At 64.0% G+C, this 15473-nt stretch carries 7 protein-coding genes; 5 read left to right on the top strand and 2 right to left on the bottom strand.

Annotated features, from left to right (window positions below):
* Positions 1-201: 201 nt before the first annotated feature.
* Genes VC212_RS06855 through VC212_RS06865 form a run of 3 tightly spaced genes read left to right on the top strand, consistent with a single transcriptional unit; the run spans position 202 to position 4108 of the window.
* A complete protein-coding gene (locus VC212_RS06855) occupies positions 202-1695 on the top strand; it encodes an alanine/glycine:cation symporter family protein (protein WP_055848793.1) in 1494 nt (497 codons plus the stop codon).
* Complete coding sequence (locus VC212_RS06860) at positions 1692-2597, top strand: TrmH family RNA methyltransferase (RefSeq protein WP_311238911.1); 906 nt, start codon at positions 1692-1694, stop codon at positions 2595-2597. The genes VC212_RS06855 and VC212_RS06860 overlap by 4 nt, the downstream gene beginning before the upstream one ends.
* Positions 2594-4108, top strand: coding sequence for a carboxylesterase family protein (locus VC212_RS06865; protein ID WP_323514609.1), 1515 nt, complete (start codon positions 2594-2596; stop codon positions 4106-4108). Before VC212_RS06860 ends, VC212_RS06865 begins: the two co-directional genes overlap by 4 nt.
* A gap of 273 nt (positions 4109-4381) precedes the next feature.
* Here VC212_RS06865 and VC212_RS06870 read toward each other — a convergent pair whose 3' ends face one another.
* Positions 4382-5872 (bottom strand): neprosin family prolyl endopeptidase, encoded by a 1491-nt coding sequence (locus tag VC212_RS06870; protein ID WP_323514608.1) that lies wholly within the window; start codon positions 5870-5872, stop codon positions 4382-4384.
* Positions 5873-6325: 453 nt separating this feature from the next.
* Positions 6326-8290, bottom strand: coding sequence for a glycoside hydrolase family 97 protein (locus VC212_RS06875; protein ID WP_323514607.1), 1965 nt, complete (start codon positions 8288-8290; stop codon positions 6326-6328).
* A 217-nt stretch (positions 8291-8507) separates the two neighbouring features.
* Here VC212_RS06875 and VC212_RS06880 point away from each other — a divergent pair, with 217 nt between their 5' ends.
* Both VC212_RS06880 and VC212_RS06885 read left to right on the top strand, forming a co-directional pair.
* Positions 8508-11978 carry a LamG-like jellyroll fold domain-containing protein gene (locus VC212_RS06880; RefSeq protein WP_323514606.1) on the top strand — a complete coding sequence of 1157 codons (3471 nt, stop codon included), beginning with the start codon at positions 8508-8510 and terminating at the stop codon, positions 11976-11978.
* Positions 11979-12119: 141 nt separating this feature from the next.
* A complete protein-coding gene (locus tag VC212_RS06885) occupies positions 12120-15056 on the top strand; it encodes a TonB-dependent receptor (protein ID WP_323514605.1) in 2937 nt (978 codons plus the stop codon).
* Positions 15057-15473: the final 417 nt, after the last annotated feature.

Consider the following 15473-nt stretch of genomic DNA (forward strand, 5'->3'; position numbering starts at 1 on the left):
ACTGGCGTCGTTGCACAGGGCGTGCGGCGTGCAGCGCCGATGCCCCACGATGGTGCGCACGATTCGCACATGCGCCGCCGGCACGTTGTCGCGCGCTGACGGCGCAACTCGCATGCACGTCGCATCGAGCGGCGCTTTCGGCCAGAATCGACCCACTCCCCACGGCGCTGGGGTTCACGATCCAGCACTCGGGGAGATTGCGTGGAAGCACTCATCAATGGCATCAACGGCATCGTCTGGAGCAAGGCACTGATTTTCATGTGCCTGGGCGCAGGCGTTTACTTCACCATCCGCACCCGTTTCATGCAGGTACGCGGGTTCGTGGAAATGATTCGCCTCACCGTGGGCGGGCAGAAGTCCGATGCCGGGGTGTCCTCGTTCCAGGCATTGGCGATGTCGATGGCCGGGCGCATCGGCATCGGCAACATCGCTGGCGTCGCCACCGCCATCGCCTTCGGTGGGCCGGGCGCGATCTTCTGGATGTGGGTGATGGGCTTTCTCGGCGCGTCCACGTCGTACGTGGAATCGACGCTGGCGCAGATCTACAAGATCAAGGATGCCGATGGCCGCTATCGCGGCGGCCCGGCGTACTACATCGAAAAGGCGATGGGTCTGAAGTGGTACGCGCTCACCTTCGCGGTGGCCACCATCATCGCCACCGGCTTTCTGATGCCGGGCGTCCAGGCCAACGCGATTGCAGACAGCGCCATCAACGCCTGCCGGGGCACCAGCCTGTGCGGTGCGATGGACGGGCAGTGGATGGGCCTGCCGATGCGCGATGCGGCCAAGCTGGGCATCGGCATCCTGGTGGCATGCATGCTGGCGGTGATCATCTTCGGCGGCGTCAAGCGCATCGCCAACTTCGCCGAAATCGTGGTGCCGTTCATGGCGATGGGCTACATCCTGATGGCGCTGGTCATCATGGTGCTTAACGCCGAGCGCGTGCCGGACATGTTCGTCACCATCTTCAGCAGTGCGTTCGGCAGCCATGCCGCGTTCGGCGCCTTGCTGGGGCTGGCGGTGGAATGGGGCGTCAAGCGCGGCATCTATGCCAACGAAGCCGGGCAGGGCACCGGGCCGCATGCTGCGGCAGCGGCAGAGGTGTCGCATCCGGCCAAGCAGGGCTACGTGCAGGCGTTTGCGATCTACTTCGACACCATGATGGTGTGCACCGCCACCGCGTTCCTGATCCTCACCACCGGCAAGTACAACGTGTACGCGCCCGACGGTGCCAAGCCGGGCCTGTACGCCGGCCTGATTGGGGTGGAAGAAGGCCCAGGTTATGCGCAGGCGGCAGTGGAATCGGTGCTGCCGGGCTGGGGCGCGGGCTTTGTGGCGGTGGCGCTGTTCTTCTTCGCCTTCACCACCATCATGGCCTATTACTACATGGCCGAAACCAACCTGAGCTACATAAATGGCAGCCGCCGCCGGCCGCTCACCGTGCTGCTGCTGCGCCTGGGCATCATGGGCATGGTGATCTTCGGCGCGTTCCACAATGCGCAGCTGGCCTGGGCGCTGGGCGACATCGGCGTCGGCGTCATGGCCTGGCTCAACATCATCGCCATCCTGATCCTGCACAAGCCGGCCATGCTGGCCTTGAAGGATTACGAACGGCAAAAACGCCAGGGGCTGGATCCGGTCTTCGATCCGGTGTCGCTCGGCATCAAGAACGCGGATTTCTGGACACAACGATGAAACAGCATGATGGACGTGGCTCACGGCCGCCACGCGACAACACCGGCAGCGGCGCTGCGCCGCTCAACCCTTGGGGCCGTGCGGCGCCACGTGCGCCGGCACCGGCTGCGCCTGCGGCACGCACCGCCGCCGCCGCACCAGCCGCCGCCAACGCCAACACCGCGCGCGAGCTGCGTCTGTACGGCATCAATGCCATCCAGGCGGTGTTCGACGCGCGTCCGCAGGCGCTGCGCAAGCTCTACCTGACCGAGGCGCGCATTCCGCAGTTCAAGGCCTTGCTGGCCTGGTGCGTCACCCAGCGCATCGGTTACCGCGTGGTGGAGGAGGCCGACCTCACCAAGCTGGCGGCCAGTACGCATCACGAAGGCATCGTGGCCGAGGTGTTGCGGGTATCGCCGCAGCCCTTGCAGGAGTGGCTGGCGGCATTGCCGCATGGCCCGGTGCTGGCGCTGTGGCTGGATGGCGTGGGCAACCCGCATAACTTCGGTGCGATCTTGCGCTCGTCGGCACATTTCGGCGTTGCCGGTTTGCTGCTGTCGGCCGGCTCCACGCTGGGCCTGTCCGGCGCCGCCGCGCGCGTTGCCGAAGGCGGTGCCGAAGCCGTGCCGCTGGTGCAATTGCCCGAGACCGCTGTGGCGATGACGCAGCTGCGCCAGGCCGGCTTCGCGATCGCGGCCACGCTGGTCGACGGTGGGCACGATGTCTTCGCCGCCGCGTTGCCGCAGCGTCTGGTGTATGTGATGGGTGCGGAAAGCGCAGGCATGGATCGCCAGTTCGCACGCGAGTGCGATCTGCAGTTATCCATCCGTGGCAGCGGCAAGGTCGAAAGCCTCAATGTGGCGTCGGCCACCGCCGTGTTTCAGGCGGCCTGGCGCGCCCGCGTCGACACCGGAGCGCTGTGATGCGTCCATCGGCCTGGTTGCTTGCTGCCCTCTGCACACTGAGCGGCAGCGCGTTTGCTGCCGCGTCTACGCTTCCTGCGACGCCGCCGGAAGCGCGCACCGATCACGGTGTAGTGCGTGGGCAATGGCAGGCCGACGGCAGTGCGGTGTTTCGTGGCATCCCCTTCGCGGCGCCGCCGCTGGGCGCATTGCGCTGGCGCCCGCCGCAACCGGTTGCCGCATGGACGCAGGTGCGTGACGCCACCCAGGCGGCCACACCGTGCGTGCAGCCCGCGCTGGGCTGGAACGATGCGATGGCCAGGCGCGGCAGCGAAGACTGCCTCTACGTCGAAGTGCAGACACCCACGCTGAAGCCGGCAACCCCGTTGCCGGTGTTTGTGTGGATCCATGGCGGCGCCAATGTCGCCGGCGGTGCAGATGGGCATCTGCCCACCAATCTTGTCGCGCAGAACATGCTGGTGGTGACGCTGCAGTACCGGCTGGGCGCGTTGGGCTTCCTGTCGCTGCCGGAACTGCGCGATGGCGACAACCAAGCGGCCGGAAACTACGCGTTGCTCGACCAGATCGCCGCGCTGCGCTGGGTGCGCGACAACATCGCGCAGTTCGGCGGCGACCCTGCGCGGGTCACCATCGCCGGGCAGTCGGCCGGTGGCCAGGATGTGGGCTTGCTGATGCTCAGCCCACTCGCGCGCGGGCTGTTTTCTGCGGCGATCGAACAAAGCGGCACCGCTGGTTTCGGGCTGCCGGCGCGCAGCCTGGAAGACAATCGCGCGTTGGGCGTTGCCATCGCCAAACGTGCAGGTATCGACGATGCCGCGACGCGCCTGAGCCAATTGCGCGCGTTGCCGGTAGAGCGGTTGCTCAAGGCCGGGCAGGACGTGGATGTGCCAGCGTTGGATGACGATGGCTACATCTGGTTGCAAGCCGTTGTCGATGGCCGCGTGCTGCCGCGTGCCCCGGCCGAGCTGCTGGCCAGTGGCGCACAGGCCAAGGTGCCGCTGTTGATCGGCTACGTGGTGCAGGAGCTCACCTACGGCGGCGACCAGGGCGCACAGGCGCGTCTGCGTCGCGATTATCCCGACCGTGCCGAGGCGGTGTTGCAGGCGCAGCGTAAGCATGCGGCGCAACGTACCGAGCGCCAGGGCAATGCCGCGATGCAGCTGTCCACCGATCTCACTTTTCGCTGCCCGGCGGTGACTGTAGCGCAGCGCCAGGCCGCGCTCGGCGTGCCGGTGTGGCATTACGTGTTCGACACCGCAGCGCCGGGTGGGCAGGTGACTCACAGCGCCGAACTGCCGTTCCTGTTCAAGGACCTGCCCATCGGCCAGCCAGCGGTGAGCCTGCAAAAATATTGGGCGGCGTTCGTGCAGCGTGGGAATCCCAACGCCAAGGGCTTGCCTGCATGGCCGGCATTTGCGCCGAAACATGCGGCGCTGCAGTTCGATGCCAGTGGCGTGCAGCAGATCAAGGATGCGCGCCCGGCCGTGTGCGCAGGCGTGGATTTGCCGTAAACAGGCGTCCATTGCCATGGCGAGTGGCGTGGTGAGTCCTTGCTGGCTGTGTGTCGCTTGCAAGGACCTCCAGACAGCATGGGCGTGCCTGCCGTGATGAGCACTCTGCATTGGGCAGGCCGATAAACCACCACCACTTGGCCGCGCGCTGAAGTGGTGCTGGCAGTTCTGACGTTTCAGCATGCACCGCACAACTGCGCAACTGCATGCGGGCTCGTGTCGTGGCCAACAAGCGAACGCGCGCGCTGCAGCAGTGCGCGCGTTCGCAGCGACTCAGCGGGCGCAGCCAGGCCCGCCGAAGTAGATGCCGCCGTTCTGCATCTCCGGCGACAGGCTGGTGCGGGAGACGCCGGCTCCCAACGCATACGGATAGCTGTAGCCGGCAATCGCCAACGTGTAGCACGACGGCTGCTCCACACTCATCGATGACAACCGTTGTGCAGGCCAGGTGGCCATGGCCGCATCGCGATAAAAGTGGTTGGCCTGGAACGCGGCCTGCCGGTAGCCGGCCGATGCGAACCGCCCGCTGCCCATTGGTGTGCTGGGGCGACCATCCCAGGTGGAAATTTCGCCACCGGCCGAGATGAAGATATTGGCGCTGCCTTCGGCAATGTCGCCGGCATACAGCTCGGCCTTGTAGTAGCCGATCCATTCGCCATTCAAGCCGAACCACCAATAGCCGTCGGCATTGCGTTGGAATTCCACATGCAACATGGCCTGCTTGCCGCCCGCGGTGCTGAAGCCGCCGGCGGGCGCTGCGCCGAGCACATTCGCCGTGCTGGTCTGCACGAAGTCGGCGCAATCCAGGTTATGGCAGCCGGTGTTGATATAGCCGTCCTGCGTGGAATAGATAAACAGGATCGGCGTGTTGCCCCAGCCTGCGCCAGGTTGGGTTTGCCAACCGGCTTCCAGGGTCTGGATCTGCCGCTGCGCCGTGTACCCAGCCAGCCAGATCTGGCTGATCGACTGCGCATCGTTGGCGCGCACGGCCGGCACCCAGGTGTTGAGATCGGCACCGGCGCCGGTCACTGGCGAGCCGGCGGTGTCCAGGTAAATGGTGGAGTAGTAATGCACCACCGACGCGGCATCCTCCGCGGCGGGTAGCAGAGTGGGGCGGTCGGGTGTCTTCGCCTGCGGTGTGGTGCCGCGCAAGAACGCCCGCAGCGTTGTGTGTTGGCTCATGTCAGCCAGACCGATGCGCTGCAACGGCACACTGCCAGCATCGCAGCGTTGCGCCGCATCGAGTGGAGCGCTGCTGCTGACGCCGGCCGCAATGCTGGGCGGCATGGCAAGCGCGCCGCCATCGCGCAACGCGGGCTGCTGCGCGAGCGGGATGCAGTCGAACACCTTGCCGCGCTGATGCACGCTGCGCAGCACGGTCAGGCCGTTGTAGCGATTGAACAGATAACGCTGCATCTGCGCGAAGGCCGCTGGGTCGCGCACCTTGGCGGTGGCCTCGCGCGTGGCGTAGCTACGCTGTGCCTGCGCATCCAAAAATTGCTTGAATTCTTGCGTGACTGACGGAAATGCACGCGATACCGCAGCAGTGCTGTGCTGCATGCCGGCACGCTGCTCGGGCGCAACACGTGCGGTGGCAGGTGTGCGCAGCAGTGGCGGCATCAGCGCATCGATACGTTGATCATCTGCAGCCGAGATGGAGGGCGATAGCAATGTGCCTGCAAGGCTCGCGGGCGCAGCGGTGCAAATGGCAAGCGCAACAACGGCGCGGCCGATCGACATCGGTCGCTTGGAACGAAACGTCATGGGAGTATTTCCTGGCGCCGGAATGAAACGGCCCCGCATGCGGCGAACCATGCAGGCCGCGCCATCACGTCACAGGGCGAGCCGGGAAATAGCCGGCAACGCACACCTGCGGTGAAGGTGCGCGCATCCTAAAACGTATGCTTTGCGAAAGTATTCGAAGATATTGATTGCGTGACGCCAGGCACACGGCAAGCGCAATGCGCTAAGCGGATGTCCGGTACACACGTGTGCTTGGCGATGTGCGGCGCAGTGCCGCTGCGCAACAGTGCCCACCGTCACGGTCACGGGTATGGAGCTGTGGTGTTGCAGCAATGCCCGGCTGCTATCGATCTGTCATCCCACAGGTCGAGCGCACCAGCGGGAATCGTCGCTGCACAGCGTCGTCGTATCCTCACTCACCCCCTCTCAAGATGAGAGAGGGGGTGGTGTTGCATCGCGCCCCGAGCGCTGCGCTTATTTCCTCTGCAGCCGTACCGCTGCGCCGCCGCTTGCAGCCAGTTCCAGTTGCAGGCTGTCGTCACGGGTGAGCTTGCGGGTCTCGATGCGGACCTCGGTCGGCGCCTGGCCGTCGGCGTAGATCGTTGCGGTCCAGCTGCCCTTGCCCAGGAACGACATCGGCAAGCGCAATGTGCGTGCGTGCTCGTTGGTCATCGCGCCCACGTACCAGTCCTTGCCGCTGCGTCGTGCCAGCGCGATGTGCTCGCCAATCGCACCTTCCAGTGCGCGTGTTTCGTCCCAGCTTGCCGGGACATCGCGCAGAAATTGCGCTGCGGGCACGTTGTCGTATTGCTCGGGGCTATCTGCCACCACTGCGAACGGGCTCTCATACACCACATACATCGCCAGCTGCTGCGCACGTGTGGTCATCACTTGCGGTGCGATGTGCTGCATCTTGAACTCGGCCGGGCGCACATTGCGAAAGCCGCCCGGCGTGTAGTCCATCGGCCCGAGCAACATGCGCGTAAACGGCAGCGTGAGGTTATGCGTGGCGGTGATGCGCGTGGTCCACTTGTTGTATTCGGCGCCGAGCACGCCTTCTTGCGTCAGATAATTGGGGTAGGTGCGGGTCAGGCCGGTCGGGTGATACGCACCATGCAGGTCCACCAGCAGTTTGTGTTCGGCGGCCTTGCCCAGCAGGCGGTGATAGAAGTCCACCATCTGCTGGTCGTCGCGGTCCATGAAGTCGACCTTGATGCCCTTGATGCCGAGTTGCTGGTACCACGCCAGTGCTTCGTCCATGTGCGCATCGAGTGCACGCCAGTGCGCCCATAACCACAACCCCACATCGCGCTTGCGTGCATAGGTCACCAGACCCTGCAGGTCGAGTTGCTCTACGGGGCGACGGATATCGGCATCGCTGTTGTATTGCCCGTCGCCGGTGCTGCCGTAATACCAGCCGTCGTCGATCAACATGTATTGCAGCTTCAACTGCTGCGCGTGATCGATGTAACGCTGGATCGTGGCGGTATTCATGCCAGGGTGTTCCACCCCGCCGGCAAGGTTGCCCGACCACCAATCCCACGCCGATTTACCCGCACGCACCCATCGCGCATCGAAGGCCGGTGGCGGGTTGAGCGCAGAAATCAGGTTGGATTCGATCAGGCTCGCCGGGCTGTCGCCCAGCATGATCACGCGCCACGGTGTTGCGAAATCGCGTCCCTTCGCGTCGAACGTGACCGCCAGCTTCGGTTCGTCCAGACGCGGCGACAACTTTGCCGACACGCCCAATCCACCATCGGCGCGGCCGGTGAGATACAGGCCTGCGTAGTCGCGCAGATTCGCCTCGCCGATCGCCAGCGTGGTGCCGCGTGCATCGGTCTGGCACACCAGCGGTAACTCAAGCAGATTGTGCGGGCGTAATTTGGACGCGGCGATGGCGTCGTACTCGCCCTCGTGGCTGGTTCCGAACCGGCCCAGGTTCAAGGTCCAGCATGGGTAGTCCCGTGGAAACGCAAAGCTGGTGAGTTCGTCGCGGATGCGTACCTCGCCGGCATCGGGCAACACATAGCGCAGCGCCACGCCATCGTTGTACGCGCGCAATTCCACGGTGAGGTGGCGTTGTTGTTGATCGGTCAACTGCACGCGCAATTGACGATAGTGATCGCGCACCTGTTGGGTCTTGCCAACCGGTAACGTGAACTTGCTGTCGTGCGTGTCGGTGCTGCTGCCCTGCACGGTCATGTTGCGGCCGAGTTTGCCGGCCTTGCCAAGATCCAGTCCAAGCGGTGCGTCGTCGAGCACCAACGTGTTGCGGTACAGCACGCGATAGCTGGGGACGCCGCCGTCGCGTAGCGTGAATTCCACTTCGGTACGTGCATCGGGCGATTGCACACGCAGGCTCTGCGCGGTTGCTGGCGTTGCGATCACACACAGCAATGCGCATGCCGCCGGTAGTGCGGACTGGATCAGGTTTCGCATAAGTCCCTCCTCCTGGGAACGCCAACCCTAACGCAGAAAGTGTTGTCGTCGATATCGCCTTGGGGTAACGTTACCTCGCACCATGGTCGCTGAAACAGGGGCGGCAGCCACGGGCGGCATCACCGGATACAACTGCGCTACGTCGATTGGATGTATGCCGGTTGCACAGATGTGGTGTGCACCGTTGTGTGGCAGTAGAGCTTGGGAGAGGCCTCTAATGCTGATGGTTCGCAAGGCGTTCCGCCGTGGAGCGCTGTGGCTGTTGTGTGGGTGCATTGGTTGGACCGCAGTGGAGGCTGCCCCTGCCGAGATGGCCCCGCCAGGTCCTTACGATGTCCGCGTGCTTGCGGGCGGGATGGGGTTGGCAAAGAAGTTTGCCGCCGATACGCCATTGCTCGCCGCTAACGCGGACTGGAGTATGTCGGGCTGGGTGCGCCCATCGCGTGCAACGACCGGCGCAGCGTTGATTGCCGGCATTGGCGATCCGCATGGTGCGGGCCGTTACTTTGCGATGGACAACGGCACGCTCGGCTTTGTGCAGGGCGCCGACACCGTGCTGCGCAGCAAGCAGGCGCTGCCTTCCGGCACGTGGACGCAGGTGACTGCGGTGGCACAAGGTGGCCGTTTGACGCTGTATGCCAATGGGCGAAAGGTCGCCAGTGGTGCAGTGCGTCAAGCGGCGGCTGCGCCGATGCTGATGTTTGGTCCACGCGAGCAACCTGCGGCGTACACGCAACACTTCGGTGGTGAGATTGCCGACTTCGTCGCGCGATCTGGCGCGTTGGAGACAGCGGCCATTGCGCAGCTTGCAGCGCACGCGCCCGACCTGGCGCTGCAACGGTTTGAAGATGCATCGCCGGCATGGCCGGTGCAGGTCAAGCAGATGGCCGGCCAGTTGGCGCCGCAGTCCGCATCCACCTTGCCGCGCAGCACCGCTGCGTTTTCTGCACCGGTTGCCAAGCCGGCGCCGGCCGCGCCTGCATTGCAGCCGCTGGACGATGCAGCCTGGCGCGTCGGTGCGTGGCAGTTGGCCGCTGCGCCGGAACTTGGCCAGGCCACGGGTGCGATGCTGTCACGTAGCGATGCGGACGCCGGCAAAGCGGCCTGGCGTGTGGCGACGGTGCCGGGCACGGTGCTCACCACGTTGGTCGATCGCGGCGTGTATCCGGACCCGGATATCGGCCTCAATAACATGGCCATTCCCGAATCGCTGAGCCGGCACGACTGGTGGTACCGCAGCAGTTTCGATCTGCCTGCAGCCGCGCAAGGCAAGCGTCTGGAGTTGCTGTTCAACGGCATCAACTATGCTGGCGAAATCTGGGTCAACGGCACCCAGGTCGGACGCACCCGCGGTGCATTTGCACGCGGTCGCTTCGATGTCAGCAAGCAGCTCAGAGCCGGCCGCAATGTCATTGCGGTGCGTGTCTCGCCGCCGCCGCATCCGGGCATTGCGCATGAGCAATCGATGACTGCGGGCGTTGGCGAAAACGGCGGTATGCAGGCGCTGGACGGTCCCACGTTCATTGCCAGTGAGGGCTGGGACTGGATTCCTGCGGTGCGCGATCGCAACGCTGGTCTGTGGCAGGACGTGCAGCTGCACGCCAGCGGGCCGGTGAGCATCGGCGACACCCAGGTGGTGACGGCGCGCCTGGCGCCGGATCATCGTCGTGCCGAACTCGAAGTCACTGTGCCGCTGCGCAACGAGAGCGGTGCTGCCGTGCAAGGCAATGTGCAGCTGGTCATCGGCGATGTGCGTATCCAACGTCAGGTCAACGTGCCCGCTGGCGGCAGCACGCTCAAGTTCACTGCGGCCGACACGCCGCAGCTGGTCATCGCCAATCCGCGCTTGTGGTGGCCTAACGGTTATGGCGAGCCGGCGCTGTATTCGCTGCAGGTTGGCGTCGATGTGGCCGGTGCGCGATCGGACGCACAGCAACTGCGCTTCGGCATTCGCGAGGTGACCTACGAACTGTCCCTGTTCGACCAAGACGGCGCGCTGCGCCGGGTGCTGGTCGATCTCAACCAGGCACGCCAACGTGGCGAGCGCATCGTCGATGTACGGCATGAGGCGATCCGCGCGGTACCGGGCGGCAAGGCGCAATCGTTGTATCCGGGCGCACTGGCTTCGCCGGCAGTGCAGCAACTGCAAGACACCACGCTGGCGCCGCATCTGGTGCTGCGCATCAACGGTGTGCGTATTGCAGTCAAGGGCGGCAACTGGGGTATGGACGACTGGCGCAAGCGCGTCTCGCGCGAGCGGCTGGAGCCGTACTTCCGCCTGCAACGCGACGCGCATTTCAACGTGGTGCGCAATTGGGTGGGGCAGAACACCGAAGCCAGCTTCTTCGATCTGGCCGACGAATACGGCATGTTGGTGCTCAACGACTTCTGGCAGTCCACCCAGAACTACAACATGGAGCCGGCCGATGCGGCATTGTTCCTGGACAACGCTGCTGAGGTGATCAAACGCTTCCGCAATCATCCGTCCATCGTGTTGTGGTTCGGGCGCAACGAGGGCGTGCCTGCGCCCATCCTCAACGAAGGCTTGGACAAACTGGTTGCCGACCTCGATGGCACGCGTTGGTATACCGGCAGCTCCAACGAAGTGAATCTGCAGGGCAGCGGGCCGTACAACTATCGCGAGCCGGTGGCCTACTTCACTGCGTTGGCGCAGGGCTTTTCGGTGGAAGTGGGCACACCGTCGTTCTCCACGCTGGAATCGTTCAAGGCGTCGGTACCGTCAGTCGGCGACCAGTGGCCGATCGGCGATGCCTGGGCGTATCACGACTGGCATCAGTCCGGGAATGGCGACACCGCCAGTTTCATGCGGTCGCTCACCGACAAGCTGGGCGCACCGACCAGCCTGGAGGATTTCGAACGCAAGGCTCAGCTGCTCAACTACGACACCCATCGCGCCATCTTCGAAGGCTTCAACGCGCAGCTGTGGACCAAGAACAGCGGGCGCCTGTTGTGGATGAGTCACCCGGCGTGGCCCAGCAACATGTGGCAAATCTATAGCCATGATTACGACACCCACGCCGCGTACTACGGCGTGCGCAACGCCGCGGAAACCTTGCATGTGCAGATGAATCTGCCTGGTCACGAGGTAGTGGTGGTCAACAACGCGGCCGAGCCGGTGCGCGGCTTGCGTGTGCGTGCAGAGGTCTACGGCAGCGACGGCAAACTGCTGCAGCAGCGCGAACAGGCGCTGGATGCGGCCGCAGTTGCGGTCTCTGCGCCGGTGCTGCAATTGGCATCGTTGCTCAAGGACACCAATGGCCTGGGGTTTGTGCGCCTGCAATTGCTCGACCGTGACGCGGTGGTGCGCTCGCGCAACTTCTATTGGGTGGCGCGCGATGCTGCCGCCATGCGCGGGCTAGATGCGCTGGCCAAGGTGCCGCTGCAGCTGACCACGCAAGTACGCGACGCGGCCGAGCCGGTGTTGCGCGCCAGCGTGCGCAATGCATCGCAACAGGTGGCACTCAACACCAAGTTGACCCTGGTGGATGCGCAAGGCCAACGCATCCTACCGGCGTACTACAGCGACAACTACCTGAGCCTGGTGCCGGGCGAGCAGCGCGAGGTGGAAATCCGTGGCCCGTCTGCGGACACCTTGCGCAACGCCACGCTGCAAATGCGTGGCTGGAATGTCGAACCATCAACCGGCGCTGCCAACGGGCTTCCGTAGCAGCGCCAGCACGTTGCCACGCCGTGCACGTGCGCGGCGTCTGCACTGACGCACCGATCGGCGCGTCATCCAACACTGCAGTGCCCCCCGGCATTGCCATTCGAAACGCTCGTGGATTGTCGTCATCCCTGGGAGGGGACCATGAACAAGCTGCATCGCAGTACGCGTCACACCCCGCTGGCCGCCGCGCTGGCGGCTGCACTCACTTTGGTCGCGGCAACTGCCGCAGCGCAGGAAGCCGGCAGCACCGCCGGCGTCACCGAGTTGGACAAGGTCATGGTCAAGGGCGTGCGCGGCGCGCAGGCCGAGGCCATCGAGAACAAGCGCACCGCCGCGCAGATCATCGACTCGATCTCGGCCGAAGATATCGGCAAGCTGCCTGACGTCACCATCACCGATTCGCTGCAGCGTGTGCCCGGCGTGCAGATCCGTCGCTCGGCCGGCGAGGGTTCGCAGCTCAACATCCGCGGCATGCCGCAGGTGCAGACCACCATGAACGGCGAGCTGTATCTGAGCGCCGGTGGCGGCGACCAGTTCGGCCAACCGAATATCGGCCGCGCGCAACCGGATTTTGTCGACATCCCGCCGACGTTGTTCAGCGGCGTGGACGTGATCAAGTCGCCCACTGCCGCCGATCTGGATGGCGGCATCAGCGGCACGGTGTCGCTCAAGACACGCCGCCCGTTCGATCTGCCCGAAGGCTGGACCTTCAGCGGACAGGCCGAAGGGTCCTACGGCGATCGCGTGCAGGAACTCAACGAGTTGTACTCGGGGTTGGCCAGCTTCCGCACCGAGCGCTGGGGTGCGTTGCTGGCGGTGTCGTACTCGGATGCCACGCTGGAAAACAAGCACCCCAGCGTGTATTCCAACGGCGCACAGAAATCGACCGAGCAGAACGTAGGCTTCGACTTCAACGGCGACGGCCGCATCGGCAGCAATACCGATCCGTCCAACCTGCCGCGCGATTATTTCTACAACTGGGTCGCCACCGAACTGGATAACCGCAGCACCGACCGCCAGCGCACCGGCGTCAACGGCTCGTTCCAGTTCAACATCAACGATTCCTGGACGGTGCTGGCCGATGCGGCCTACACCAAGCTCGAAGACCACGACACGTCGGTGGCCGCGCAGCTGCACACCGGCTGGGCCACCAATCAGTTGCAGCCGGGATCGGTGGTCGATTCCAATGGCGTGCTCGAGTACGGCCAGTTCCGCTACAACCGCTTCCAGGCGCACTCGATGGCGGGCGTCGCCGATTCGGATTCGCTCAACACCAACCTGGAGCTGCGCTTCGATGACGGTGGCCCGTTCCGTGCGTCGTTCCGCTGGGTGCATGGCGATGCGCAGCGTACTTACGACGAAGCGCGCGCCGATGCGGTGGTGACACGTGGCGATCAGATCACGCGTGCCGGCGGCGTCACCCAATGGGCGAACGCGAACGGCTTGCCGGTGGTCGATGCTTCGGTGGATTTCCGCGGCAGCTACCCGGCGGTCAACCTGGGCACCGATGTGTCCAACCCGGACAACTGGCAGCTGATTTCCACCTGGGCGCAAGGCAACAAGATCGAAGCCACGATGGATGCATTCCGCGCCGATGGCACCTTCGAGTTCGACGAAGGCGTGGTGCGCGGCTTCCAGTTCGGCATTCGCTACGGCGAGCGTGAGGTCAAGCTGGACACCTATCGCTACCTGTCGCCGGTGTCGACTACCTGTGCAGACCCCAACCGTTCGCTGTACTACTTCAAGGACCCGCTGATCGTCGACACCTGCAGCGGCGTGTCCGAAGCACGCCTGCTGCCGTTCAATTCGATCCCCGGCTACTGGGCGTACTTCAACGACTTCGATCCGCTCAAGGTCACCGGCCTGGGCAGCCAAGGCTTGCCGGCGATCAACCCACAGGTCATGAAGGACCCGGTGGCCTATCTCAATAGCCTGTATCCGGGCAACGTGGCCTATCAGCAGGCTGCCGATTCGTACAAGGTCACCGAAAAAAGCACCGCGGCGTATTTCCTGGCGAATCTGGAGGGCGGCACCGGCAGTGCGGTGCCATGGACGGCCAATATCGGCGCACGCATCGTGCAGACCAAACTCGCCATCGATCAGTATCTGAGCAGCGGCAATGTGTTTATCGGCAATGTCGAATGGAACGGCGTCAGCCCGGCGATCGGTACCAATCGTCTGAATCGTCAGTACACCGACGTGTTGCCCACCGCCAACCTGTCGCTGGATATCACCGATGCGCAGAAGCTGCGCTTTGCCTACAACAAGGCGGTGGCGCGTCAGGACCTGCCCGACCTTGGCCGCGGCCTGGTGAGCTTCTACGCCGTCAATGGCACGCCACCGCGTAACCCGTCGCTGCCCTCCGATGCGGTGCTGTTCCTCAATGGCCGTTCGGGTAATCCGGACCTGGATCCGTATCGCGCCACCAACTACAACGCGTCGTGGGAATGGTATTTCTCCGATGCGTCATTGCTCAGCGTGGGCGCGTTCCTGATCGACGTGAAGTCGTTCCCCACCACGGTGACCAACATCGAACTGTTGCCCGACGCCGATGGCGTGGCGCGGCTTGGCGGCCCGGTGGAGCGCATCGTCAATGGCGGTGGCGGCAAGATCAAGGGCTTCGAAATCGGCTATCAACAGGCTTTCGATTTTCTGCCGGGTTGGTTGAGCGGTTTCGGTACCAACATCAACTACACCTTCTCCGATGCAGATACCGACAACACCGATATCGAAGGCAATACGCTTCCGATCGGCGACAACTCCAAGCATCAGGCCAACGCGGTGCTGTGGTATCAGAAGGACAAGTTGCAGGCGCGGGTGGCCTACAACTGGCGCAGCAAGCGGTTCAGTCAGGTCAACAGCGGGGCGTGGGGCGACGAGCTGGCGATCTGGAACGACGATGTCGGCTATCTGGATGCATCCCTCAGCTACGACGTCAACGATCATCTGACGCTGTATGCCCAGGCCACCAATCTCACCGGCGAAAGCGAGCGGCGTTACGCGCAGTGGACCAACCACTACTACGATCAAAACATCTTCGAGCGTCGTTACTACGCAGGTCTGCGTCTGCGCTTTTGATGTGATGTCCTGATGTGATGTCTCGATGTGCGACACGGCGCACCCCCGCCTCGTGTCGCACATGATCTTCTGTTGTCCCTCTCCAAGCGGTCATTTCGCTTTCTTCCCGTCACCGGCGTGCCGGTGCTGCAAGACGCCCGACGGCAACGTCGAGCACCCTCCCATTCGGCTGCATCGTCGGGAAGCGATGCGGCCTTTTTTTTTGTGCGTGATGGCACATACATTTGTGTAGTAATGCCTGCAGTCGAAATATGAGTGCGGGCATTATCTGGATCTGTGCCCAAACGCAATGTTTGGCGATTGCGTCTGTCAGATATGCAGCGTAGTTTCCGCATGGCGAACTCACCACCCCGTTCGCAGGCACAGCATCCCATGCTGATCGCTCATTCGCTCCCTGGAGATACTCCGCAAATCACG

It is taken from the genome of Xanthomonas sp. WHRI 8932A (genome assembly GCF_035012785.1).
In the GTDB taxonomy this organism is placed as follows: domain Bacteria; phylum Pseudomonadota; class Gammaproteobacteria; order Xanthomonadales; family Xanthomonadaceae; genus Xanthomonas.